Source organism: Arundinibacter roseus, from assembly GCF_004348825.1.
Classification (GTDB): domain Bacteria; phylum Bacteroidota; class Bacteroidia; order Cytophagales; family Spirosomataceae; genus Arundinibacter; species Arundinibacter roseus.
Genome location: NZ_SMJU01000008.1, coordinates 164,201 through 186,583, shown reverse-complemented (window position 1 = coordinate 186,583; position 22,383 = coordinate 164,201). Strand labels below are relative to the sequence as shown.

22 protein-coding genes are annotated in these 22,383 nt (G+C 46.5%); 12 read left to right on the top strand and 10 right to left on the bottom strand.

Annotation, left to right across the window (positions count from 1 at the left end; translation table 11 throughout):
- Positions 1-198 precede the first annotated feature (198 nt).
- On the bottom strand, positions 199-837 hold the full coding sequence (locus tag EZE20_RS14205) for a carbohydrate-binding family 9-like protein (protein ID WP_132118758.1): 639 nt from the start codon (positions 835-837) through the stop codon (positions 199-201).
- 194 nt (positions 838-1,031) lie between these two features.
- Between EZE20_RS14205 and EZE20_RS14200 the strand changes: the two genes are divergently transcribed.
- Positions 1,032-1,973 carry a carbohydrate kinase family protein gene (locus tag EZE20_RS14200; protein ID WP_132118756.1) on the top strand — a complete coding sequence of 314 codons (942 nt, stop codon included), beginning with the start codon at positions 1,032-1,034 and terminating at the stop codon, positions 1,971-1,973.
- Between the two features lie 72 nt (positions 1,974-2,045).
- Here EZE20_RS14200 and EZE20_RS14195 read toward each other — a convergent pair whose 3' ends face one another.
- Positions 2,046-2,648: a hypothetical protein gene (locus tag EZE20_RS14195; RefSeq protein WP_132118754.1), complete on the bottom strand. Its 603-nt coding sequence runs from the start codon at positions 2,646-2,648 to the stop codon at positions 2,046-2,048.
- Between the two features lie 128 nt (positions 2,649-2,776).
- Positions 2,777-3,613 (bottom strand): prolipoprotein diacylglyceryl transferase, encoded by an 837-nt coding sequence (gene lgt / locus EZE20_RS14190; RefSeq protein ID WP_132118752.1) that lies wholly within the window; start codon positions 3,611-3,613, stop codon positions 2,777-2,779.
- 120 nt (positions 3,614-3,733) lie between these two features.
- On the opposite strand from lgt, the gene yidD reads away from it, so the two are divergent.
- On the top strand, positions 3,734-3,943 hold the full coding sequence (gene yidD / locus EZE20_RS14185; protein WP_132118750.1) for a membrane protein insertion efficiency factor YidD: 210 nt from the start codon (positions 3,734-3,736) through the stop codon (positions 3,941-3,943).
- A gap of 85 nt (positions 3,944-4,028) precedes the next feature.
- Here the strand turns inward: yidD and EZE20_RS14180 are convergent, their stop codons facing one another.
- Both EZE20_RS14180 and prmC read right to left on the bottom strand, forming a co-directional pair.
- Positions 4,029-4,985 carry an AAA family ATPase gene (locus EZE20_RS14180; RefSeq protein ID WP_132118748.1) on the bottom strand — a complete coding sequence of 319 codons (957 nt, stop codon included), beginning with the start codon at positions 4,983-4,985 and terminating at the stop codon, positions 4,029-4,031.
- 97 nt (positions 4,986-5,082) lie between these two features.
- Positions 5,083-5,943 carry a peptide chain release factor N(5)-glutamine methyltransferase gene (gene prmC, locus EZE20_RS14175; RefSeq protein WP_132118746.1) on the bottom strand — a complete coding sequence of 287 codons (861 nt, stop codon included), beginning with the start codon at positions 5,941-5,943 and terminating at the stop codon, positions 5,083-5,085.
- A 170-nt stretch (positions 5,944-6,113) separates the two neighbouring features.
- Between prmC and ribD the strand changes: the two genes are divergently transcribed.
- Positions 6,114-7,199 carry a bifunctional diaminohydroxyphosphoribosylaminopyrimidine deaminase/5-amino-6-(5-phosphoribosylamino)uracil reductase RibD gene (ribD, locus tag EZE20_RS14170; RefSeq protein ID WP_132118744.1) on the top strand — a complete coding sequence of 362 codons (1,086 nt, stop codon included), beginning with the start codon at positions 6,114-6,116 and terminating at the stop codon, positions 7,197-7,199.
- 7 nt (positions 7,200-7,206) lie between these two features.
- On the opposite strand, the gene nagA is transcribed toward ribD, so the two are convergent.
- From nagA to EZE20_RS14150, 4 genes are all read right to left on the bottom strand, one after another.
- Positions 7,207-8,346, bottom strand: a complete 1,140-nt coding sequence (gene nagA, locus EZE20_RS14165) for an N-acetylglucosamine-6-phosphate deacetylase (RefSeq protein WP_132118742.1) — start codon at positions 8,344-8,346, stop codon at positions 7,207-7,209.
- Positions 8,334-9,107, bottom strand: coding sequence for a shikimate dehydrogenase family protein (locus tag EZE20_RS14160; protein WP_132118740.1), 774 nt, complete (start codon positions 9,105-9,107; stop codon positions 8,334-8,336). The genes nagA and EZE20_RS14160 overlap by 13 nt, the downstream gene beginning before the upstream one ends.
- 172 nt (positions 9,108-9,279) lie before the next feature.
- Positions 9,280-9,933, bottom strand: coding sequence for a DedA family protein (locus tag EZE20_RS14155; protein WP_132118738.1), 654 nt, complete (start codon positions 9,931-9,933; stop codon positions 9,280-9,282).
- The gene (locus EZE20_RS14150) at positions 9,912-10,706 is read right to left on the bottom strand and encodes a phosphosulfolactate synthase (RefSeq protein WP_132118736.1); all 795 of its coding nucleotides are present in this window, start codon (positions 10,704-10,706) and stop codon (positions 9,912-9,914) included. Before EZE20_RS14150 ends, EZE20_RS14155 begins: the two co-directional genes overlap by 22 nt.
- Positions 10,707-10,879: 173 nt before the next feature.
- Between EZE20_RS14150 and EZE20_RS14145 the strand changes: the two genes are divergently transcribed.
- The 6 genes from EZE20_RS14145 (at position 10,880) to EZE20_RS14120 (ending at position 18,482) form a co-directional block, all read left to right on the top strand.
- The gene (locus tag EZE20_RS14145; protein WP_132118734.1) at positions 10,880-11,338 is read left to right on the top strand and encodes a PaaI family thioesterase; all 459 of its coding nucleotides are present in this window, start codon (positions 10,880-10,882) and stop codon (positions 11,336-11,338) included.
- 102 nt (positions 11,339-11,440) lie between these two features.
- Positions 11,441-12,058: a TetR/AcrR family transcriptional regulator gene (locus tag EZE20_RS14140; protein ID WP_132118732.1), complete on the top strand. Its 618-nt coding sequence runs from the start codon at positions 11,441-11,443 to the stop codon at positions 12,056-12,058.
- 93 nt (positions 12,059-12,151) lie between these two features.
- Entirely contained in the window at positions 12,152-13,522 is a 1,371-nt protein-coding gene (locus tag EZE20_RS14135) for a TolC family protein (protein ID WP_132118730.1), read from the top strand.
- A 48-nt stretch (positions 13,523-13,570) separates the two neighbouring features.
- Positions 13,571-14,605, top strand: a complete 1,035-nt coding sequence (locus tag EZE20_RS14130; protein WP_132118728.1) for an efflux RND transporter periplasmic adaptor subunit — start codon at positions 13,571-13,573, stop codon at positions 14,603-14,605.
- Positions 14,606-14,743: 138 nt separating this feature from the next.
- The gene (locus tag EZE20_RS14125) at positions 14,744-17,794 is read left to right on the top strand and encodes an efflux RND transporter permease subunit (protein ID WP_132118726.1); all 3,051 of its coding nucleotides are present in this window, start codon (positions 14,744-14,746) and stop codon (positions 17,792-17,794) included.
- A gap of 76 nt (positions 17,795-17,870) precedes the next feature.
- A complete protein-coding gene (locus EZE20_RS14120; RefSeq protein WP_132118724.1) occupies positions 17,871-18,482 on the top strand; it encodes a pseudouridine synthase in 612 nt (203 codons plus the stop codon).
- 194 nt (positions 18,483-18,676) lie between these two features.
- Here the strand turns inward: EZE20_RS14120 and EZE20_RS14115 are convergent, their stop codons facing one another.
- Positions 18,677-19,438 (bottom strand): creatininase family protein, encoded by a 762-nt coding sequence (locus EZE20_RS14115; RefSeq protein WP_132118722.1) that lies wholly within the window; start codon positions 19,436-19,438, stop codon positions 18,677-18,679.
- 146 nt (positions 19,439-19,584) lie between these two features.
- Between EZE20_RS14115 and EZE20_RS14110 the strand changes: the two genes are divergently transcribed.
- The 3 genes from EZE20_RS14110 (at position 19,585) to EZE20_RS14100 (ending at position 22,310) form a co-directional block, all read left to right on the top strand.
- Positions 19,585-20,943: a neutral/alkaline non-lysosomal ceramidase N-terminal domain-containing protein gene (locus EZE20_RS14110; RefSeq protein ID WP_132118721.1), complete on the top strand. Its 1,359-nt coding sequence runs from the start codon at positions 19,585-19,587 to the stop codon at positions 20,941-20,943.
- Positions 20,944-20,961: 18 nt separating this feature from the next.
- The gene (locus tag EZE20_RS14105) at positions 20,962-21,513 is read left to right on the top strand and encodes an acyl-CoA thioesterase (protein ID WP_132118719.1); all 552 of its coding nucleotides are present in this window, start codon (positions 20,962-20,964) and stop codon (positions 21,511-21,513) included.
- Between the two features lie 149 nt (positions 21,514-21,662).
- On the top strand, positions 21,663-22,310 hold the full coding sequence (locus EZE20_RS14100) for a hypothetical protein (RefSeq protein ID WP_132118717.1): 648 nt from the start codon (positions 21,663-21,665) through the stop codon (positions 22,308-22,310).
- The last annotated feature ends 73 nt before the right edge of the window (positions 22,311-22,383 follow it).

Below are 22,383 nucleotides of genomic sequence, written 5' to 3'. Positions count from 1 at the left end.
AGCTTCTTTATCACTATAAAACGCTGAATTACAATAAAAATGTTTTACTGCGGGCTTTTATCAAAAGTACGTCTTCTTTATACGGTTTGGTGAAGGTGCCCCAATTTTTACTATCCGCCTACTGCTCTTCAATTGTTATACCTACGCTTTATAGATGATTTTGGTTGAATAACCGGGCTTTTGAAAATTACACTTATTTTAATCAAACATAAGCTTCCCAAAACTTTCCGGACGATGGAATCGGGGTGTAACTCCGCTGTGGGTGGAGCGCCAGCATTGAAACGAGGAATTGTCCGGGGAGCAGATCCAGGCAGGATCGGTTTGGGGTTTTAATAAAATAATCCGATAAAAATTTAGCCGATACACACGGCCTCCCTTGCCTATGAGCGCAAACGGAATTTGAAGTTCGCCTGTCCACAAATCGTTGGTTTTTTGGATAATATGATGAACAATTCCTGTTTTCTCGTAAGGAATCAGATCAAGATTCATTCCGTCGCCTTCTCCGGTCGGATTGTCGATCCAGCCGGCAAACAACGCATTGTTGGGATTTATTTCAAGTTCCAGATAGCGCGTTGGTGTGGAGCTGCCTTCGGCAATAAATACTTCAAAAACCTCCTGTTTCCAAAGATCTTCGTTGTGTTCGGTGAGGGTGTTTTGATGGACGAGGGGGTTTTGCCGGCATTCAAATGAAATTCGTAAGGTCTCGTGTTCCAGCAGTAAACGCACCACGGTTTCCTGAGGCATTTCGGCACCAGTTGTTGCCTCAAAAAAATGGTTGTGGGGTAGGTTTTTCCACTGATTCGGTAAAAGGTAAATCGTAGATTCGTCAGGTTGCATAAATGAGAGTGATAAATATGATTCAGGAATGGTTCAGGATGGAAGTCCTTCTGGGTTTTGAGGTTAAATTTCACAAAAAAATCCGAACTTGCGAGCTTTCAGCAATGCTAAACCTCACTGAATTTCTGTCGTGAAGTGCTTTGATTATTAACAACTCACAACCCTCATTGTCAAAAAAATCCTCAACTTAACTCATGTATATAAGCACCACTTCTAAAAAATACGGTTTACTTGCGGCCGGTGAACTCCTGGCTGATCTGATCGGATGTCAGTTTAGCCCCGACCTGCTAACCACCACCGAATTCCGCCGTTTGGCGGGAGGAAGTCCGGCCAATTTGGCCTCCAATATGGCTCGTCTCGGTCACAGCACGGCGTTGGTTGCCTGTGTGGGGGCCGACAATGTAGGTAAATTTCTCATGGACGAAGTTGCTAAAACCGGTGTACAAACCAGTTTTATTGCCGTTGACGGCCACCAACCTACAAGCATAGTTCTGGTATCACGTACCAAAGGCACTCCCGATTTTATTGCATACAGGCAGGCTGATACGCAGCTTCATGAGCACCATTTTCCTGAAACACTGTTGGGTGAAACAGCCATTTTTCATACTACTTGTTTTGCACTGAGTCGGGAGCCTGCCCGTAGGAGTTTGTTGAAGGCCGCTCAGCAGGCGCGCGAGTTAGGAGCGATCATCAGTATAGATGCCAATTACGCACCATCCATTTGGCCGGATCGGACGGAAGCGCAGCGAGTGATAGCAGAGTATGTACAGGGCGGTTTGGTAAAGTTGAGTTCAGATGATGCCGAACGTATATTTGGCCGAACCGTGGAGCCTCAGGAGGTTTTTACATTCTTTTTTGCTCAGGGTGTGCAGCTGATTTGCTACACGCTTGGGGCAGAAGGGAGTATTCTGGCCTGGGAAAAAGGCGCTAAGATTCAGCATTTTCCGGTAGAGGCAGTAGAAGTAAAAGACGCTACCGGCGCCGGAGATGCCTTTTGGGCTGGATTTCTTTCTGCTTTCCTCAACAGATACAACCCGGAAGTATGTGCCCGTGCGGGTGCCCGAATGGCCGCCAGAAAAATCAGCTCGGTAGAACCACTTCCATCTACTTTGGATCCTGCCTTTTTGTACGCATAAAAAAAAGGGGCAAAAGCCCCTTTTTAAACAACATCTACTTTACAAACGTGTGTATAGTACAGTTTGATGCTGTTATTCCAGACCTCCCAGTTTATCGAGATCAATATCTCCCAGGGTGTCTTTGAGCTGATCCATCGTTACGTTGCGGCCTTTCACATTAACCACAAAGCGGTCGGCTACAATGATGTTGAGTTCTCCGTTTTTTCTTTCATTATCGTATTTTTCAAAGGCTTTATTGCCGTCAATCCGGGTAGTTTTTTCGTAACCTGTGGCGGTTTCTTTGTCTACTTCCGCAATAGTCCAGGCAGCCAGGCCCATCATTCCCATGCCGCCAATGCCTCCGGTATCCATGAGCTCTATTTCGATGCTCGATTCTTCGTTGCTATATTGTCCCTGCGCCTGCGAAATGCTAAAGCCCATCGCTCCGTTTTTTTCGCCCGTGGCTTCGGTGCGGGTCATTCCTCCGGCATTTTCGGGGAGTAGTTCTTTCAGCGACCGAAAATCTACCGGGTCAACCGGTCCTTTTTTCTGCATTTCTTCGGCCTTTTCGGCCATTTGCTGCATCGCTTCGAAGGCGTTTTTGGGTTCTTCTTTTTGCTCTTCTTCTTTTCCGCCGCAATTCCACAGTAGTATAGAGGTAGCCAACAGGCTGGCACGTAAAAAGCTTCTGGTCATAGTATAAATGGTTTTAGGTAAGGAATTTAACGCAATTTAAATTTTTATTTACTAAAAAAGAACCCGGCTCCGTACATTCTATTGAACGTCAGGCCGGGTTCGATAACTGGTAGTTTTGAGTGAGTAGTTTACGCAGCAACAGCGTCTTTCTGAGTGCTTCGCAAGGCACGGCTTACAAGATAAATTCCAAGTAATACGGCTGGTATACTTAAAAATTGACCCATGTTAAGCGGCAATGTATCTTCAAACGAAACCTGATTTTCCTTCAAAAATTCGTACATAAACCGCAGTCCGAAAATCCAGATCAGGAAGATACCCAACAACAGGCCGGGAGGCGTTGCGGCCTTGCGTTTGTTCCAGATTACAAATAGCACAATTGTCAGAATAAAGCACGTAATTGACTCATAAAGCTGCGACGGATGCCGTGGATACTGACTGTATTCCAAGTTTTGCATAAAAATAAAGCCCCAGGGTTTGTCCGTAATTGTACCCACAATTTCGGAATTCATTAGGTTGCCAAAGCGGATAAACGCTCCACCCAGGGCGGCCACAATCACCATTCGGTCAGTTAGCCACAGGTACGTTTGTCCGGTAGCTTTGCGGCTGCGGGTGTACAGCCACAGTCCGAACAAAATTCCGATGAGTGCGCCGTGACTCGCCAGTCCGGCATAGGGCGGCAACAGTACTTCTAATGGATTGGTAAAAAGTACGGAGGGTTCATAAAACAGAAAATGCCCGATCCGGGCACCAAGTACCGTAGAGGCAACCATCACGAGGGTTAACGAGTCAATATCCGCAAGGGGTTTGCCTTCTTTTTTGAAAATATGAGCCATAATTTGCTGGCCAATCAGAAACCCGGCAGCGAACAGTAGTCCATACCAACGAATAGTCAGAGGGCCAATCCCCCAGAATTCGGGAATCGTAAAAATATCAGGACTGGCATTCCAGGTGATGTATGCGATCATGTGAAGTGTTTGGTAATGAATGATTCAAAAATAGGTTCAGAAACGATGAAAAGCGTAAATCAGGGTTTGAACGGTCGATTGAGTATATTTGGCAAAGTTAAGATTTTCGGTCAAACCCCTATGAAATTTTTGCTCATAACCCTGGTCAAAGTATATCAGGCAGTTTTGTCGCCCTATTTACCCAATTCATGCCGCTACACACCCACCTGTTCGCAGTACATGGTGGAAGCCGTAACCAAACATGGAGCTCTGAAAGGAGGATGGATGGGGCTGAAACGGCTATCTAAATGCCATCCGTGGGGCGGCAGCGGCTTTGATCCGGTGCCTTAAACGGATAATCAACTAAGGGTGCAAGTATTTGATTATCCGTATAGTATAAAAACTAATTGCTGCCAACCCAAAAGCTGACAGCTTCTTACCCGCCAATAGCGACTTTTCGTAGAATAGAATCGATAATTGTGCTGGTGCGCACGCCGTCGGCTTCGGCTTCGTAATTAAGCAAAATGCGGTGATTCATGATGTCCGGCGCGAGTTCCTTTATATCCTCCGGCAGCACATAATCCCGGCCTTCGAGGTAGGCGAGGGCTTTGGCCGCCAAATTGAGATAAATAGTTGCGCGTGGCGAAACACCAAATTGAATGTAGCGGGCTTCGTCGCGCAGGTTGTAGTCAAGCGGGCGGCGGGTAGCAAAAACGAGTTCGATTATGTAGCGTTCGAGCGTGTCAGAAATAGTTACTTTATTAACTTCGTTGCGAATCGCAAAAATTTCTTCCTTACTCATCACGGCCTTGACCGGGTGATTGAAATTAAGGTCAGCCATTCGGCGCATCACTTCCAGTTCCTGCGGTTTGTCCAGATAATCAACATATACTTTCATCATGAAGCGGTCGAGTTGAGCTTCGGGCAGCGGATACGTACCTTCCTGTTCCACAGGATTTTGAGTAGCCAAAACCAGAAACGGACGGTCGAGCAGGTAGGTTTCGTTTCCAATCGTCACCTGTTTTTCCTGCATTGCTTCCAATAGCGCTGATTGCACCTTTGCGGGTGAGCGATTGACTTCATCGGCAAGTATGATGTTGGCAAAGATAGGCCCTCTTTTTACCTCATAATCACCAATTTGGGGTTTATAGATCATCGTACCGACCAGGTCAGCCGGGAGCAGGTCAGGGGTAAACTGAATCCGATGAAAATTAAGATCCAGAACTTTGGCGAGTGTATTGATCGTTAGGGTTTTGGCCAGGCCGGGAACACCTTCCAGCAACACGTGCCCTCCTGTAAATAGGCTGATAAGCAGTCGGTTCAGGAGCTTTTCCTGTCCAACGACCACCTTGCCCATTTCGTCCAGAAGTTCTTTTATTTTGGGTAAATACATAGGAGCCAGTTCTATAAAAATGCTTTATCAGGAAAAATTACTAAAAACAAAATGAAGCTAAGTCTCGTCAGGTTAGCAGGTGATCAGCTTCTATTGATTACCCACAAACGGCCCGGATAAAGCGATTTTTTCCATGAATATCTTTCAAAATCTCTACATTTTTATACCCTCTTTCCTCAAAAACATTCTGAGTTTCAGGGCCAAAATGTTCGTTGATTTCCACGTAACAGCGCCCGTCACTTTTGAGGTGATGTTTGCCAAAATCGGCAATCGCCTTGTAAAAAAGCAGCGGGTCGCTGTCTTCTACAAAAAGTGCTTCATGCGGCTCAAAACGCAACACGTTGGGCCGCATGTGGTCGGCTTCTGAATAAGTAACATAGGGGGGATTGCTCACAATACAATCAAATTGTTCGGGGGCGTCGGGCAGTGGAAAGCTCACGTTTAGCATATCCTGCCGGGCAAAGCGAACATCGGCCATGAGCTGCCGGGCATTCTCGCGCGCTACTTCGAGGGCTTCGTCGCTTACGTCCCAGGCATGCACATTGGCATGAGGCAGAAAACGCGCCAGCACAATGGCGATACAGCCACTGCCGGTACCAATATCCAGAATTGATGGTTTTTCGTCGGGTTCAGCGTAATCTCTTGTAACCAAACGAACCAATTCTTCGGTTTCGGGGCGGGGAATAAGCACAGAGGCGGAAACCTGAAACGTAAGTCCGCAAAACTCAGTAGAGCCAATAATATGCTGAATCGGCTCGTTGCGGTTGAGCCGGTCAATGATTTCGTCCCAATTGGGCTGAATCTGCGTATCAGGAATAGGGCGATCTACGAGTACATCTACGTTTCGTAGCCGTAGATAATGCTCCAAAAGCATGAAGGCAATCGCCTGAGTTTCTTTGAGCGGATACACTGTAATCCGTCGGGTGAGTTGTTGATAAAGCTGACGAGCCGAGGTCATGTTGTGAAAATTTCGATTCTTTGGCGTGAAAGTTAGTAAATTTAGTAGAGATGCTGAACCGCCCCCGTCAAGTTTTCTTATTTTGATGCAAATCTCATGGCAATTTTCAACCCTGAATTTCAAATTCCCTATTTGATGCACCTGCTGCAAAACCCGCTTATCTTTGCAGGATGACGGAAAAGGATGAACTTTACATGCAACGGGCGTTTCAACTGGCCGAATATGGCCGGGGAAGCGTAAGCCCGAATCCTATGGTGGGCTGTGTACTCGTAGCTGAGGGGCAAATTATTGGCGAAGGATGGCATCGGAAATACGGAGGTCCGCACGCCGAAGTAGAAGCGGTTCGGGATGCGAGCCGGCGTGGATTTGAGCATCTTCTGCCCAAAGCAACGGCCTACGTTACGTTGGAACCCTGCGCACATTTTGGTAAAACACCCCCTTGTGCTAAACTTTTAGTTGAAAAAAAAATACATCGGGCAGTAGTTGCCAACGACGACCCCAATCCGCTCGTGTCCGGGCGGGGCTATGCACTTATGCAGGAGGCTGGAATTGAGGTACATCGGGGGCTTTTGGCAGAAAAAGGATACGAGTTGAATAGTCGTTTTTTTACTTTTTTTACCGAAAAAAGACCCTACATTATTTTGAAATGGGCTGAAACCGCCAATGGATTTATTGCGGCAGCGGGCGGGCGTCCGGTACAAATCAGCGGCCCGGCTTCCAGTCAGATGGTTCACCGTTGGCGCTCGGAGGAAGATGCTATCTTGGTTGGACGGCAAACGGCCCAAACCGATAATCCTGCGTTAAATGTGCGGCATTGGACAGGCCAAAATCCCGTTCGGGTGGTGTTGGATCGTCAATTGAATTTGCCGAACTCTCTGGCAATTTTTGACAAAACACAACCGACTATTTGCTACAATTATATGCACACAACCGACTCAGCAATTTTCCCGGAACGCTATGCTGAATTTCCTGAAATTTCTTTCGTAAAGATTCAGCCGGGAGAAGATGAATTGCATCAGGTACTGAATGATCTATACGCCCGTAAAATTCAATCGGTGCTTGTAGAAGGCGGGGCTCAAATTTTGCAGGCATTTTTACAGGCCGGGCTTTGGAACGAAATCCGTCGCTGTCAAAGTCCGCTTACGCTACCTTTGGGTGTTGTAGCACCCGTGATACACGGGGCTACACTTAAATATACCGAGTTTCTTGCGCAGGATATTTGGACGTATTACATCCCGAACCATCAGACAACCTAGCGAAAAATTACTGTTGAGCAACTCCGTTTACCCATACCTGTTGAAGGCTGAGGTCAGGGCTTAGCGCTATGATATTGGCGGCAAAGCCAGGTTTGAGATAGCCAAGCTGATGATCCAATTTCAGCTGTTTGGCAGGATAAGCCGAAGCCATGCGAAACGCTTCATCGGGTGCAATGTGTACCTGCTGAATGCAATTTCTGACCGCATCAAGCAGCGTAATGGCTGAACCAGCCAACGCACCGGCGTCATTCACAAAGCGTTCTCCGTCGTAGTTGAGCGTAAAGTCTTCAAACACAAATCGCCCGCCGGTGTACCTGGCAAATGTTGCGTCAGAAATCAGGAACAGACGTTCACCCAGTAGTTTTTTGGCAATTCTTACGGCACCATAATCACAGTGAAAACCATCGACAATAATGCTTGCATGAATGTCCTCCCGCTCAAAGATAGTACCGACAACGCCCAATTCCCGGCTTTCGAGCGGGCGCATCGCGTTGTATAGATGCGTGGCAATGCTAAATCCTTTATCGAAATATTCATTTAACTGGGCAGAAGTAGCGTTGGTATGCCCGGCTGAAATAGCCCAGCCACTGCTACGGAGTAAAGCAAGCAGAGAATCTTCAAAACATTCGGGGGCAATCGTCATCACTTTTATAACATCCCGTCCTTTTTCCATCAATTCTGAGAGCTCGTCGTAGGTTGGCGGTCGCACCATTTTGTCACTATGTGCCCCTCTTTTGACAGGATTAATAAATGGGCCCTCTACATGCAGTCCGGCCACACCCGGCAGTCCCTGCTTCCAATACGAATGAACGGCTTCTATTGCGGCCAGAATCCGTTCTTTGGAAGTCGAATATACCGTCGGTACAATCGTCGTGGTACCGTCGAGCAGGTGCGTTTCGTACATGTTAGTAAGCGAATCTACCGATCCATCACGGGTTAAAAAACCGCTATTGCCACCGTACAGCTGAAAATCAATGAAGCCGGGCGCAAGCCACGCACCGGTCAAATCTAGCGTTGAAACCTGCTCAGGGATTTCTGAAACAGGCATAATTGCGTGTATTTTACCGTTTTGCATCCACAGGGCATGATCGTGCAAAACAGCTTCACCCGTAAAAATGGTGGTATTTGTTAGTATCAACGATTCCATAAATCTTCTTCGTGGGTCCAGATTTCCCAGGCTTTTTCAGCCTGCAACTCCAACATTTTTAGTCCATTGTGGGTTTGGGCGCCTTTTGCTTTTCCTTTTTGGATAAAAGCCGTTTCGAGCGGATTATATACCAAATCGTATAAAAAATGCCTGGAATTCAACAACTCATACGGAATTGGTGGAGCAGCCTCCACCTTTGGAAACATTCCCAGGGGCGTTGTATTTATTATCAGCCGATGCTCCTGCATGAGTTCTGATGTCAATTCTTCATAGGAAAGTGCGGATTCTGAACTAGTTCGTGAAACCAGCTGATAATCAGCTTTTAAATCTGTTAACGCTGCGCATACAGCCTTGGCAGCACCGCCATTTCCGAGCACCAGCGCTTTCAGATTTGCACAGGATTCTCCCCGATGATCGAGCCATTCTTCTACCGATTGCCTGAATCCGTAATAGTCCGTGTTGTAGCCTTTTGTCGAGCCATCTGCAAAAATCTTGATGGTATTGACCGCCCCAATTCTTCCGGCAGATGCTTCGTCCAAATCGTCCAGAAAAGGAATAACTTCCTGCTTAAATGGAATCGTTACGTTGAGTCCACGCAGGCCGGGAGTTTGTTCAAGAATGCCGGGAAGCTCCTTAATGCCGGGGATTTCATACAAATCGTATCGGCTTCCGGTAATATGCTCTTTCACAAATTTCTCGGCAAAGTATTTTTTTGAAAAGGAATGGCTTAACGGAAAACCAATGAGTCCATAGAGGTTCATAGTAGTTCAAAAAAGTTTAAAAGTAGTAGGTTTATGGGTGTGTCGAAAGTTCAAGGTAGCAAAAACTACCGTTCGTCGCTATATGTTTTGGTAGTAAAACAACAAAAACCCCGATCTGTTTGGATCGGGGTTTAGAGGTAACATGCTTATTATATTTCCTGCGATCATTAATCTAAACCGCTTTGGGCTTCATAAACCGGCTTTTCACAAATTCCCAAAGAATGGGTAGAACAGAAAGCCCGATGATACCGAAAATGACAACTTCAAAGTTGTTTTTCACAAAAGGAATATTTCCAAAGAAATAGCCGAGGAGCGTAAGTGACGGTACCCACAAAAAAGCACCCATGATACAATAGACAATGTACTTAGAGTAAGTCATGCTGCCCGCACCTGCTACAAAAGGCGCAACGGTACGGATGATCGGAATGAACCGCGCCATAATCACGGTACGGCCACCGTGTTTGGCATAAAACTCTTCGGTACGTTCCAAATATTCACGCTTGAAGAACAGAATCCGTTCGCGTTGTTTGATTTGCGTTCCAAGATATTTTCCTACAAAATAATTGACGTTGTCGCCCATCAGCGCCGCAATAATCAGCAGTACAATAATGAGCCACACGTTGAGCGCACCCGTAGAAGCAGCCAAAGCGCCTGCCGCAAAAAGCAGCGAATCGCCCGGAAGTAAGGGCATAAATACAAGCCCTGTTTCAGTGAAGACAATCAAAAAGAGAATCAGGTACGTAAGCGTACCGTACTCGTTGATGATGTCAAACAAGTGTTTATCCAGATGAAGAAAGAAATCTATTATTTGGCTGATAATTTCCATTTTTGTTTGGTTTCCTGGTTTAAAAAATGTGAAAAAGTATCACCCCTAAGCCCCAAACGGATGGTTTCGAGCGGGATGATATCATTTGAAGCAATATTTCCCAAATTTACATTTGCACCCAAAAGCTTAACAAACCATACCTGTTGAGCTTTTTGCGGGGCTTCCCACAGAATTTTTTCGTTCGGAATCTGTGTCAGAATTTCTTCCACCAATCCCTGCCGAACTTCACCGCTCGACCGAAACAACCCTACGTTACCGGCTTCCCGGGCTTCGCCAATGACCTTCCAGGCACCGGCTTCCAGCTCCGATTTCATGAGCTGAATCCACTTATAAGGAGGAATAATTTTTTCTTCGTCCTTAGAACCAACCTCCGACAATACCGTTACTTCCTTTGCCAGCGTACGAATATATTCGCATTTTTCATCCTGATGCATATCCACAGAACCATCCGAAACCTCGGCATAGCTCAGTTTGTATCGGTCGAGAAGGCGACGGAAATCGTCAAATTGATTCCGAACCACGAAAGCCTCAAAAAGGGTTCCTCCAAAGTAAACCGGAATATTTGCCGCCCGATAAACAGCTAGTTTTTCATCCAGGTTAGGCGTTACAAAAGAAGTGGCCCAGCCGAGCTTGACAATATCAATGTGTGGTTGAGAAACGGAGATCATATTTTCGACCTCCCGGACACTCAATCCTTTGTCCATAACCATTGTTAGTCCTTCTTCGCGTGGTTGAGAGGTGCGTTCTGGAACTTGTGATAAATTATAATTCATATATTAGAGCAACGAAATGACCGTTTAAAATCGCTCAAAGGTAGTAATAACCGTGGATACATACGTAATAAAATACATGATTTACAGACTTATTTGCCTATAAATCTATGATTATTCCTATTTTTTGACTGAACGGCATTTTTAATTTACATCCATTTAACCACTATTTACTGATGATTACTGATCCGGCACACATGAACCCTCGTCTGGAATTTTTCCGCACCCAATTGGGAAATGATATGAGTAGCAGCATTTCTCCGATGGGCCGTTGGCTCAATGGAATTGTAAGAAAAGTAGAGTACGGACAACTTAGCATAGAGTTTACCGTGCGTGAAGATATGACCAATCCTATGGGTGTGCTGCACGGAGGTGCGGCCTCTGCTATGATGGACGATGTAGTAGGGGCAATGGTATTTGCCCTGGGCCGTGAGTTTGGCTATACTTCCGTGAACCTGAATTGTGATTTTTTAAGTCCTGCCCGTCTGGGTGACGTCCTTACGGCGCACGCACAGGTAGTTAGAGCGGGTAAAAATATCATTCATTGTGCCTGCGAAATTGTATCAGATGAAGGAAAGATCATTGCCAAATGCGCTACGAACCTCGTTCAAACCGGTATCAGGCTGCCTGTATAAGTACAGAATCAGTGTCTGGAAATTTATTTTTAAAAAATAACTTCGATAAATTATTGTCAATAAACACTGTTCATTATATTTGTAGTGTATTTAGAATAAACCATGGGAATAGTCGAACGAAAAGAACGGGACAGGGAAGAAATGCGCGACTTGATTCTGGAAGCTGCCCGAACGTTATTTTTGACCAAAGGATACGAAAAAACAAGTATTCGTAATATCGCCGACGCCATAGAATATAGTCCGGGTACTATTTATTTGTACTATAAAGACAAGAATGAGCTTCTTTTTGCTTTACACGAAGCGGCTTTCCGCAAAATGACGCTCGAACTTTCGCAGGTAAACGACATCAGTGATCCTTTTGCAAGGCTTGTCGAAATGGGACATCGGTATATAAAATATGCAGTTGAAAATCCTGAAATGTATGACCTGATGTTTGTCATGAAAGGACCTATGCAGGATTTGGCCTGCCGCGATGAGGTGTGGGAGGATGGATTGAAAGCCTTTTCTTTGCTGGAATACGTGATAACAGACTGTATTAAAGCGGGTTATTTCAAAGAGTTGGATGTAGAAACGGCTGCTCTGACAATTTGGAGCTATATGCACGGATTGGTTATAATTTTTTTGAAAGATCGGATGAAGATGTTTAATGACAATCGGGAAAAAGAGCGAATGCAACAATCCTATGCGCTGTTTGTCAAGATGATGCGCTCTTCTTTTTGAGAATCAGTAGTACCTTTTACTAGGAGTATACCTTGTGCAGCTTGCTGCACTACTTTTTTAACTCTATAATGAACACTGTTTAGTGTATGAACTATGGTTATTAAGAAATTCTACTTTGTGCTTTTGGGTTGTATGGTCTTCTTTCCCGCAGTTGCTCAACGCTCTGATATTCTGGAAGAGTATGTTCGGGAAGGGTTAGAGAAAAATTTATCGCTTCAACAGGAAACTCTGGAAATTGCCCGGGTTGCGGAGAATATCCGGCAGGCGCGGGCTTTATTTTACCCTCAGGTAACCTTTGCGCCTACCTACTCGCTCGCCGCCGGTGGCCGTCGGTTGCAGTTTCCGGTCGGTGATTTATTAAATCCTGTGTACAGCACGCTGAACGAAATGACACAGTCCAACCGTTTTCCACAGATTCAAAACGTGGACGAACAGCTGGCGCCCAATAATTTCCATGATACAAAAATCAGCTTTCAGTATTCAATCTATAATCCTGAAATTCAGTACAATTACCTGATTCAGCAAAATTTGCTTTCGGCACAGGAAGCAAAGAAAAAAGTGGTTGCCAACGAGCTGCGCTATACCATTGAAACGGCCTACTATCAGTATGCGCAAACGCTGGAAGCAAGCCGGATTTTTGAAAATAGCCTGCGCGTAATGCAGGAATTGATCCGACTGAACCAAAAATTGGTAGCCAACAATGTAGTAACCAAAGATGCGGTGCTATCGGCAGAATATGAGTTCAGTAAGCTGGATCAACAACTGGCTGAGGCTACCAAAAATCAACAGATTGCCCAGGCTTATTTCAACTTTATTCTTAACCGCAACTTACAGGAACCCATTGCCATCGACACGGCGCTGCCAGGGAAATTGTCCACAACTAATTTGACTACCAGTGATTTATCTGGCCTGACAGGTGAGGCAGTTCAAGATCGTCAAGAGCTAAAGCAGCTGGATTATTCAATTACTGCGGCCCAAAATGCTTTGCGAATGCAGGAAGTTGCCGGGCGTTTACCCTCCGTTTTTGTGGGAGGAAATACCGGTTTTCAGGGCTTCGGCTATACGTTCAGCGGTCAGGCGTATTTGGTAGCGCAGGTAGGTCTGAGCTGGGATTTGTTCAAAGGCTACGAACGAAAATCCAGGACACAACAGGCTAAAATCCAAACAGATGTGCTCAAAGTAAAGCATCAGGAAGTAGAGAGACAAATTGCTCTGCAGGTTACTCAGGCGTATTACGAGCTCATGGCTACGCGTCAGAATCTGCGCGCAACGGAGGTTGGGTTGAGCAAGGCAAGTCAGTATTTTCAGGTCATTGACAGTCGGTATCGGAACGGAAATGTACTACTGATTGAGTTTATCAAAGCCCAAAACGATTTGCTTACGGCCCGCTTGCAACAGTCGCTTTCGCGCTACGATGTACTTATCAAAACCTCCCTTTTGAACAAAACAATCTATAAACCCTGAGCCATTTCAGTGATTTGATTTATTCTATTTGTTAAAAAACAGACACTCATGAAATCCATTGTACTTCCATCCATTTTCCTTCTTTCCTGGGTTTTGGCGGCATGTTCTGAGAAAGAAGCTCAGCAAACCAAGGTGACCGATGAAGAGTTTATTGCTATCAAAACGGTTTCGGTACGGGACACCATTCGGGTAGAACCGGTACTGGTTTCGGGCCGGGTAGCCTCGTCGGAAGAGGCAAGACTTTCGTTCAAAATCGGTGGAATTGTGAGCCAAATCCTGGTAAAAGAAGGGCAGGCCGTTCGAAAAGGTCAGTTGTTGGCCGTTCTGGATCAGACCGAAATTAGCGCACAGGTAAAACAGGCGCAGTTTTCTGCCGAAAAGGCAGAACGCGACCGCAATCGGGTAGAGCAAATGCTTCGCGACACCGCTGCCACGCTGGAACAAATGCAAAATGCCAGCACGGGATACGATGTGGCCAACCAAAGTCTACAAATTGCCCGTTTTAATCAGGCTTATTCACGCATTACCTCTCCCATCGACGGCACCGTCACACGTAAGTTTATGAATGAAGGCGAGTTGGCTTCTTCCGGTGCGCCGGTCCTGTTGCTGGCTTCCAACCGCCGCAGCGACTGGGTAGTGCGCGTGGGAGTTTCTGATAAAGATTGGGCCCGCCTCGCTCCCGGCGATCAGGCCACGATAGAGCTGGATGCTTATCCGGATGAGATTTTTAAAGGCAAAGTGACCACTATGGCGCAGGCTGCCGACCCGTTGAGTAGTTTATATGAAGTAGAAATTCGCCTGGATAATTCGGACAAAAGATTAGCTACCGGGCTCTTTGCCACCGTGACGCTTCTGCCCCGTCAAAGTCGTTCGTATGCGGTAGTTCCGATTGAGGCTATTGTGGAAGGAAACGGAAAAAATGCCTTTGTCTTCGTCAATGCACAGGGAAAAGCCCGGCGAATTCCGGTTGTTGTGGGCTTTCTGGATGGCAAAAATGTGCTGATCCGCAGCGGATTGGATGGCGTTTCTCAGGTCATCACGGCCGGAAGTGGTTTTCTGCGGGACGGTTCCAGAATTCAGTAATGCACGGATATCTTGCTAACTCAGATTCGCTGGAACCACTCACTTTTGGTTTTTCTACGTATTCCCAAACTCTCTTGATTCCGGTTTGAAATTTCGATCGGAGAAGGAAAAATTATCTTTATTCTAGCTCATATAACCATGAACTTATCGGAATTTAGTGTAAAAAACTGGCAGTTTATGCTGGTGATGTTTATCGGTGTGGTGGCCTTGGGTGTCAACTCGCTGCTCAATATGCCCCGGGGCGAGGACCCCGAATTTTTCGCACCTTCTTTTGCCGTGGTTTACGTATATCCGGGTACGGATGCGCTTGACATGGAAGAACTGGTGGTAGATAAAGTAGAGGAGCGATTTTCGGCCCTTGACAATGTAAAAACGATTATAACAACCATCGACGATGGCCTCGCCGTGGTACAGGTAGACTACGAGTTTAGCGAAGATCCCGACGAAAAATACCAGGAAATGGTCCGGGAAGTAGGCGCCTTGCAAAGCCAATTGCCGCAGGATATTTTCCGAACCGAAATCCGCCGATTTTCTCCTACCGACGTAAACATCGTACAGGTGGCATTGCTGTCTGAAACCGCCTCCGATAAAGAATTGGGCGATCAGGCAGACCGGCTCAAAGATGAACTTACCAAAATAAAAAGTCTGAAAAGCGTGGCAGACTGGGGCTATCCGGCAAGTACGGTGCGGGTAACGCTCAATATTGAAAAAATGGCTCTCGAAGGCATTGCGCTGAATCGGGTGCTGGGGGCGGTACAGGCAGAAAACGCCACGATTCCGGGCGGAAGTTTGCAGGCTGGTGAGCGAAAATTTAATGTAAAAACATCCGGCGACTACACCACAATCGACGAAATACGGAATACGATTGTGGGTACCAATGGTAGCAAAATTGTGTATCTGCGAAACGTTGCGGACGTAGACTTTAACTACGAAGAAGAAACGCACATTACCCGGCTCAACGGTCGGCGCTGTGTATTGGTCACGGCGGCCCAAAAGGAAGGTCAGAACATCGAGCAGGTTGGGAAGGCCATCAATCCGGTGATCGAAAAGTTTTCTGCCACGTTGCCCCAACATATTGAACTGGTCAAGAATTTTGATCAGGCGGAAAGTGTAAGCAAACGTCTGGGACGCTTTTCCAAAGATTTTGCCATTGCCATTTTTCTGGTTTCCCTGACGTTACTTCCTTTGGGGTTTCGGGCGGCGCTGGTGGTCATGATCTCCATTCCACTTTCGCTGGCTATCGGCCTTGCAGCCATTGATTATCTGGGATTTAGTATTAATCAGCTGAGTATAGTCGGACTAATTGTAGCGCTTGGAATTCTGGTTGATGATTCCATTGTGGTGGTCGAAAACATCGAACGATGGATGCGCGAAGGCTATCCACGCCGCGAAGCGGCTATTAAAGCTACGCGCCAAATTACCCTGGCCGTTATTGGTTGCACCGTTACGCTGGTGCTGGCGTTTTTGCCGCTTAATTTTCTGCCCGAAGCCTCCGGCGATTTCATCCGCAGTTTGCCAATGGCCGTCACCATGACGATCCTTGCCTCGATGGTTGTATCGCTCACAATTGTGCCGTTTTTGAGTAGTCGTTTGTTAAAAGCTGATCATAATCCAGAGGGAAATATTTTTCTTCGTGCCCTCAAAAAAGTAATCAGTGGCTCGTATAGTAAACTCTTATTCTGGGCGTTACGGCATCCGCTTCCAACACTTGCGGTGGCCGGAATGCTTTTTGTGGCTTCGCTCGGGTTGGTAAAAGTGATTGGCTTTGCGCTATTTCCAAAATCCGAAAAACCAATGTTTCTGGTTACCGTCGAAACGCCCGATGGTACGGCACTTTCTGAAACCAACCGGATTGCTCGCCTGGTGGAAGCTGAACTGAAAATGATTCCCGAAGTAAAATACAGCACCACCAATGTAGGAAGGGGAAATCCACGGATTTACTACAATGTCATTCAGAAATCGGAAGCTTCCAATGCAGCAGAATTTTTTGTGCAACTTACCGATGTGTCCACGAGCAAAAAAGGCGAAATTATTGATGAACTAAGAAACCGTTTTGCACAGGTTCCCAATGCCAAAGTTCAGGTAAAGGACTTTGAACAAGGGCCCAATACCGAAGCGCCCATTGCCATTCGCGTGTTTGGAGAAGACCTCGAAAAGCTGCGTTCGGTTGCCGCTGAGGTTGAGTCAATTCTCAAAAATACGCCCGGAACCATTTATGTGAATAACCCATTGGCAAACCGAAAAACGGATTTGCGGGTAAAAGTCAATAAAGAAAAAGCCGGAATGCTGGGCGTATCTATGGTTGACCTGAATCGCACGATTCGGCTGGCGGTGGCGGGCCTTTCGGTTGGTACGTTTAAGGATACTAACGGAGACGATTTTACGATCACGGTCACGATGCCCAAGGGAAAGGTGACGGATCAGCGGGTTTTGAACAATCTATACATTAATTCGCAAACGGGCGTTTCAATTCCGTTGAAACAAATCGCAGATATTGAATTTGAGAGCGCAACCAATCAGATTCGTCACTACGATAAAGACCGCTATGTAACGATTTCAGCTTTTGTCAAAAGTGATTTTCTGGTAGATAATGTCTATAATCAAATCATCGGAAAGTTGGATCAATATACCTTCCCGGCGGGTTTCAGCTACGCAGCAGCGGGCGAACTCGAAGCCCGCGCCAAGTCTTTTGGTGGGTTGGGCACCATTATTCTCATCACCGCATTTGGTTTTCTGGGTGTTTTAGTGCTCGAATTTGGTACGTTTAAAAGTTCTTTAATTGTGCTTTCGGTTATTCCGTTGGGCGTTATTGGAGCACTTTCGGCACTTTTTCTGGTGGGTTATCCTCTTTCATTTGTGGCCATTATCGGGCTCATTGCGTTGATTGGTATCGAAGTCAAAAACTCAATTCTACTCGTCGATTTCACCAATCAGTTACGGGCGCAGGGTGTGCCGCTCATTGAAGCCATTCAGCAGGCGGGGGAAGTTCGGTTTGTGCCCATTGTGCTTACGTCGCTTACGGCAATCGGAGGGCTGATTCCGCTGGCGATTGAAGGCAATCCGCTCTACTCGCCGTTGGCGTGGGTGCTGATTGGCGGACTCGTCAGCTCCACCATTCTGTCACGAGTCGTGACGCCCGTTTTGTATAAATTGCTTCCGCCGGCGGTGGAGGAGGAAATAAAAGCCTGATTTTTTTTATAAACTATATTGAAGAATTTTGTCCAGGAAAGAAGCCTTACATACAAGATTTAAATAAAGTCCACGAATGCCGCATCGCTATTTTATCCTGAATAAACCCTACGATATGTTGTCGCAATTTAAGGGAGTACCGTCTATGCGCATGTTGGGTGACTTGGGGATTGATTTTCCGGAAGGCACGCATCCCATCGGCCGGCTCGACAATATTTCGGAAGGATTACTGATTCTGACGACCAACAAAAAAGTAACGAGACTGCTTTTTCAAGGCCCCAAAACCCACGCCCGTACCTACCTCGTACGTGTGATTCGGGAAGTAAGTGAGGATACTTTGCAGCAAATCAGAAGCGGAATTTCTATTAGAATCAAGGGAAATGTGGACTACACAACCGCGCCCTGCGAAGCATCGATTGTAGTACCGCCCGAAAATTTGTTTGCCGCCGGGTACAGCTTTCGCGAAGATCTGCCGCATACGTGGCTTCGGCTATCGCTGACGGAAGGGAAGTTTCGGCAGATCCGAAAAATGATGAAAGTGATTCGACATCCGGTGCAGCGGCTCATTCGCGTGTCGATTGAAAACCTATCGTTGGGCGACTTGCGGCCGGGAGAAATTCGGGAAGTAAATGAAAAAGATTTTTTTAGCCAATTGAATATTGAGTATTCCCCAGATTATCAGGATTGAAATTTAGGTAAGATTATGAAGAAAAAATACCGTACTCTGGAAGGAGTACGGTATAGTTGGTTAAAGGCTAGGAAGTTAGTGAATTGGCCTATTCACGTGTGATTTTTAGATAACCATTTCTGAAAACGCAAAAATGATTTTCAAATATAGTTAAATTTTTTATTTATTTAATTATATAAAATTAGTAAAAAAAATTACTCGTACATTGCTTTGGGATCAGCCTGAGCGAGTTCTACAAAGAATTGCCCGAGCTTTTGGGTAAGATCCATAAAGAAACGCTCGCCTTTTGGAGCAGATGATTTTTTAGGATTTCCAATGCCCGTATCTTCTGTCACCTGCGACCATTTACGCTCGGTCCAGGCCCAGCCTTCCCGAAAAGCCTCCACGGTATGCACTTTGGCGGAGCCATCGCCCGCTTCTTCGAGCGGACGGACCAAATCGGGCCGCAGATGCATCATCAGGCTTGTCTCGACTTCGTCGGCATGATCGCCCTTTTCTTCAAAGTACTGGCTTCTATCCAACACCGAAAACCAAAAACACAGGCTCAAATGCATGCTCGGAAACCGCACGCCCAATTCCCGCAAAATGGGTTTGAAGTCGTTGCCACCGTGACTATTCAGCACAAGCAGTTTGTAAATCCCCTGACGATTAAGAACCTCTACGATGTCATTCAGCACGGCAAGTTGCGTGCTTGGGTGCATGTTAATATCCAGCAAAATATCCGTTTGGCCGCTATTGACCCCAAAAGGAATTGTCGGCAAAACCATCACTTTGGCACCGGCTTCCCACGCAATGCGGGCCGACTCGGCAGCGATATGATCCGCTTCAATCACATCCGTAGCGTAAGGCAAATGGTAGTTGTGCGCCTCAGTAGCTCCCCACGGCAAAATGACCAGGTCAATTGTTTGATTTTTTAGAGCTTTCCAGTTGGTTTCGGCAAGAATATAGGGGCGCATCGTGGTTTTTAGTAGTAAATTGTAGAATTAAAAATGCGGTAAAAAAGTAAATTCTGAGGTTATTTGTCAATAAAAACCCGGTAATTCGTTTTTTCAGACGTTAAGATAAACCCAACCTACTGTTCTACCTGCTTTCGGAAAACGGCATGAAACTACTAAAAATTTCTTTGAAAATCCTGGCAGGATTCCTCCTGCTGATCCTGCTTTTGCTGGTAAGTCTTGTCACAACGCTTGACTATACGCCATACCAGGAAATGGACTATTACCGGGTATGGAAAAAAAATATAAGTCAGATCAAATCCGTTCCGTTCGATTCGACCGGACAGATGCAGGCGGGTTGGGCCAAAGTTAATTTTACGCCTGACAGCCCAACGCCAATGGCAGGCTACGGCAATCGACGGGGCAAGCATTACGAAAGTGTGCATGATTCAGTTTTTGTCCGGGCTCTGGTTTTTGACAATGGACATACACAGGCCGTAATTCTGGCTGCCGATTTATTGATTATTCCGCCAGCCGTTACCGACAGTCTGAAAGCCCGCCTCCCCGCTTTGGGGTTGAACTTCGATCAGGTGTATCCGGGAGCCACGCATACGCACAATAGCATTGGTGGCTGGGGCGATACCGTCACCGGGAAATTATTTGCGGGTGATTACAATCCGGCTACGGCAGGGAAAATTGCCGATGCCATGATTCGGGCGATTCAATTGTCCCAAAAAAACAAGCAGAATGTTGAGATTGACTACGTTCAGGTAAGCGACTCGGCGGATGTCCGTAACCGCCTGCGCGGGCTCACAGATACCACAGTTGACCCATGGGTACGGAACATTGTTCTCCGGGCTGCTGATGGCCAAACGGTCCTTTTGAGTTCGTATGCCGCGCATGCTACGGTTCTTAATTCCAAAAATCTGGTGCTGTCGCGCGACTACGCCGGGGCGTTGGTGGATTCTCTGGAAGATGGCGAAGCAGATTTTGCGATTTACCTGGCTGGCGCAGTTGGCAGCATGGGGCCGGAAGAGGTAGGGAATACCGATTTTGAAGAAATCGGGCATCAGGCTGACGGCGTTGAAACGGCAATCCAATCAGTTCTAGACTCAGTACGTGTGCAGCCAACTTTTCACTTACAGGCCTATACGGTTGCTTTGCCACTTCGGGAGCCAAGCCCACGATTGAATCAGACATGGGCCCTGCGCTCGTGGGTGTTTCGCTGGGCCTTTGGCGATTACCCGGCTTTTGTGAAAGTGCTGCGCCTGGGTGATATTCTGATGGTTGGTATGCCCTGTGATTTTTCGGGGGAGCTCATGCAGGAACTGACCGCCTACGCTTCCTCCAAAGGACTGCATCTGATGGTAACAAGTTTTAATGGAGCCTATGCCGGATACATTACGGATGACCGCCATTTTGATAAAGACCAATACGAAACCCTCACAATGAGCTGGTTTGGGCCGTACAACGGGGCCTATTTTCAGGAAGTAGTGCGTGATATAATTGATCGTTCAACCCTTTGATGCTAGATTAATCGATTTATGGCGACTCCCCCCAAAGCAGTCAGTTACTCCAAAACTACCCTCACCGAATTGATGATTCCGTCCTATGCCAATTTTGGCGGAAAAATCCACGGCGGAATTATCCTCTCCCTGATGGACAAAGTGGCATACGCCTGTGCGTCGCGGCATGCGGGTACTTACTGCGTCACGGTGAGGGTCGACGAAGTGAATTTTCTGCAACCCGTAGAAGTTGGCGAACTTGTATCACTACATGCCGCGGTCAATTTTGTAGGTCGCACGTCCATGGTCGTTGGTATCAGAGTTGTGGCTGAACACATTCAGACAGGAACACAGAAACACACCAATACATCCTATTTTACAATGGTGGCCAAAGACGAAGACAACCGCCCGATGGAGGTTCCCCCGCTGTTGCTTGAAAATCCGGAAGACGCTCGCCGATTTCTGGAAGCCATCAAAAGGCGGGAGTTGCAGGAAGGCTATCGGGATGCATTTGACAATGAAAAAAATCGAATTTCGTTGCAGGATGAAATCCATCTTTTGGAAAATTACCGGTGTGTATTGGCCTGGTAAATCAGCACCATTAATCTGCCACAGGTTGGGGAATATTGTGCTCAAAAAAATCAAAGAACCGTTCAGGAGCTGTGTGGCATGCTTTTCACTGGCAAAGAAATCAACAATTCATTTCAGTTGTTTTTCTTTAACCTTGAATTTTTTACCCCATGCAAAAAATCAGTACCCTTTGCTTGCTCGCTACCATCGTAGTGCTTGGTAGCTGTGGCCGTCAGTACCCCACTTTTAACCAAATGCCTGTCAATGCGCACTACGAACCACGCGAACGTGTGCAGCCTGTGGCCGAAACTCCAACAGTAGTTGCAGAAGCCCCGTCCCAGGCAAACGAAGCAACTCCGGCGGTCAGTCCGATAGTTTCATCTGTGTCAGAAGGTGAGGTTTTGGCAGGTATCGAATCAGATGAGCGCATGACGGCGATACTTGCCGAAAAGAGCCCAAAACAAATCGATCAGCAACTCGAAAATGCACTTGCATCAGCCGAAGGACAAAAACTACTGGCCCGCCCGGCCGTAGCCGCCCAAATCGAAAAAGTGCGCAGTATGCTGGCACAGACGAATATCCAAAAGGTAAATCCATCGGAGGTTCAGGTGTCAAAAGCGAGCAAACTGGTCGATAAATCCATTCGTAAACACATGGGGCCGAGTGCCGCCAAAGCGCTGAATCGCGATTTGAAAATCGGTTTGATTTTGATTGCCGTTGCTATTTTAGTAGGTTTGATTCCTGGCTTAGGACTTGTTTCGCTAATTGTCGGAGTTATCGGAGTCGTATTTGTTATTTTGGGGTTAATCGCTCTCTAGCATAGGTTTTTCCCTGAAAGAAGTTACACGCCGACTCTGAAACAATTTTTCAGAGTCGGCGTTTTTCTTTTTA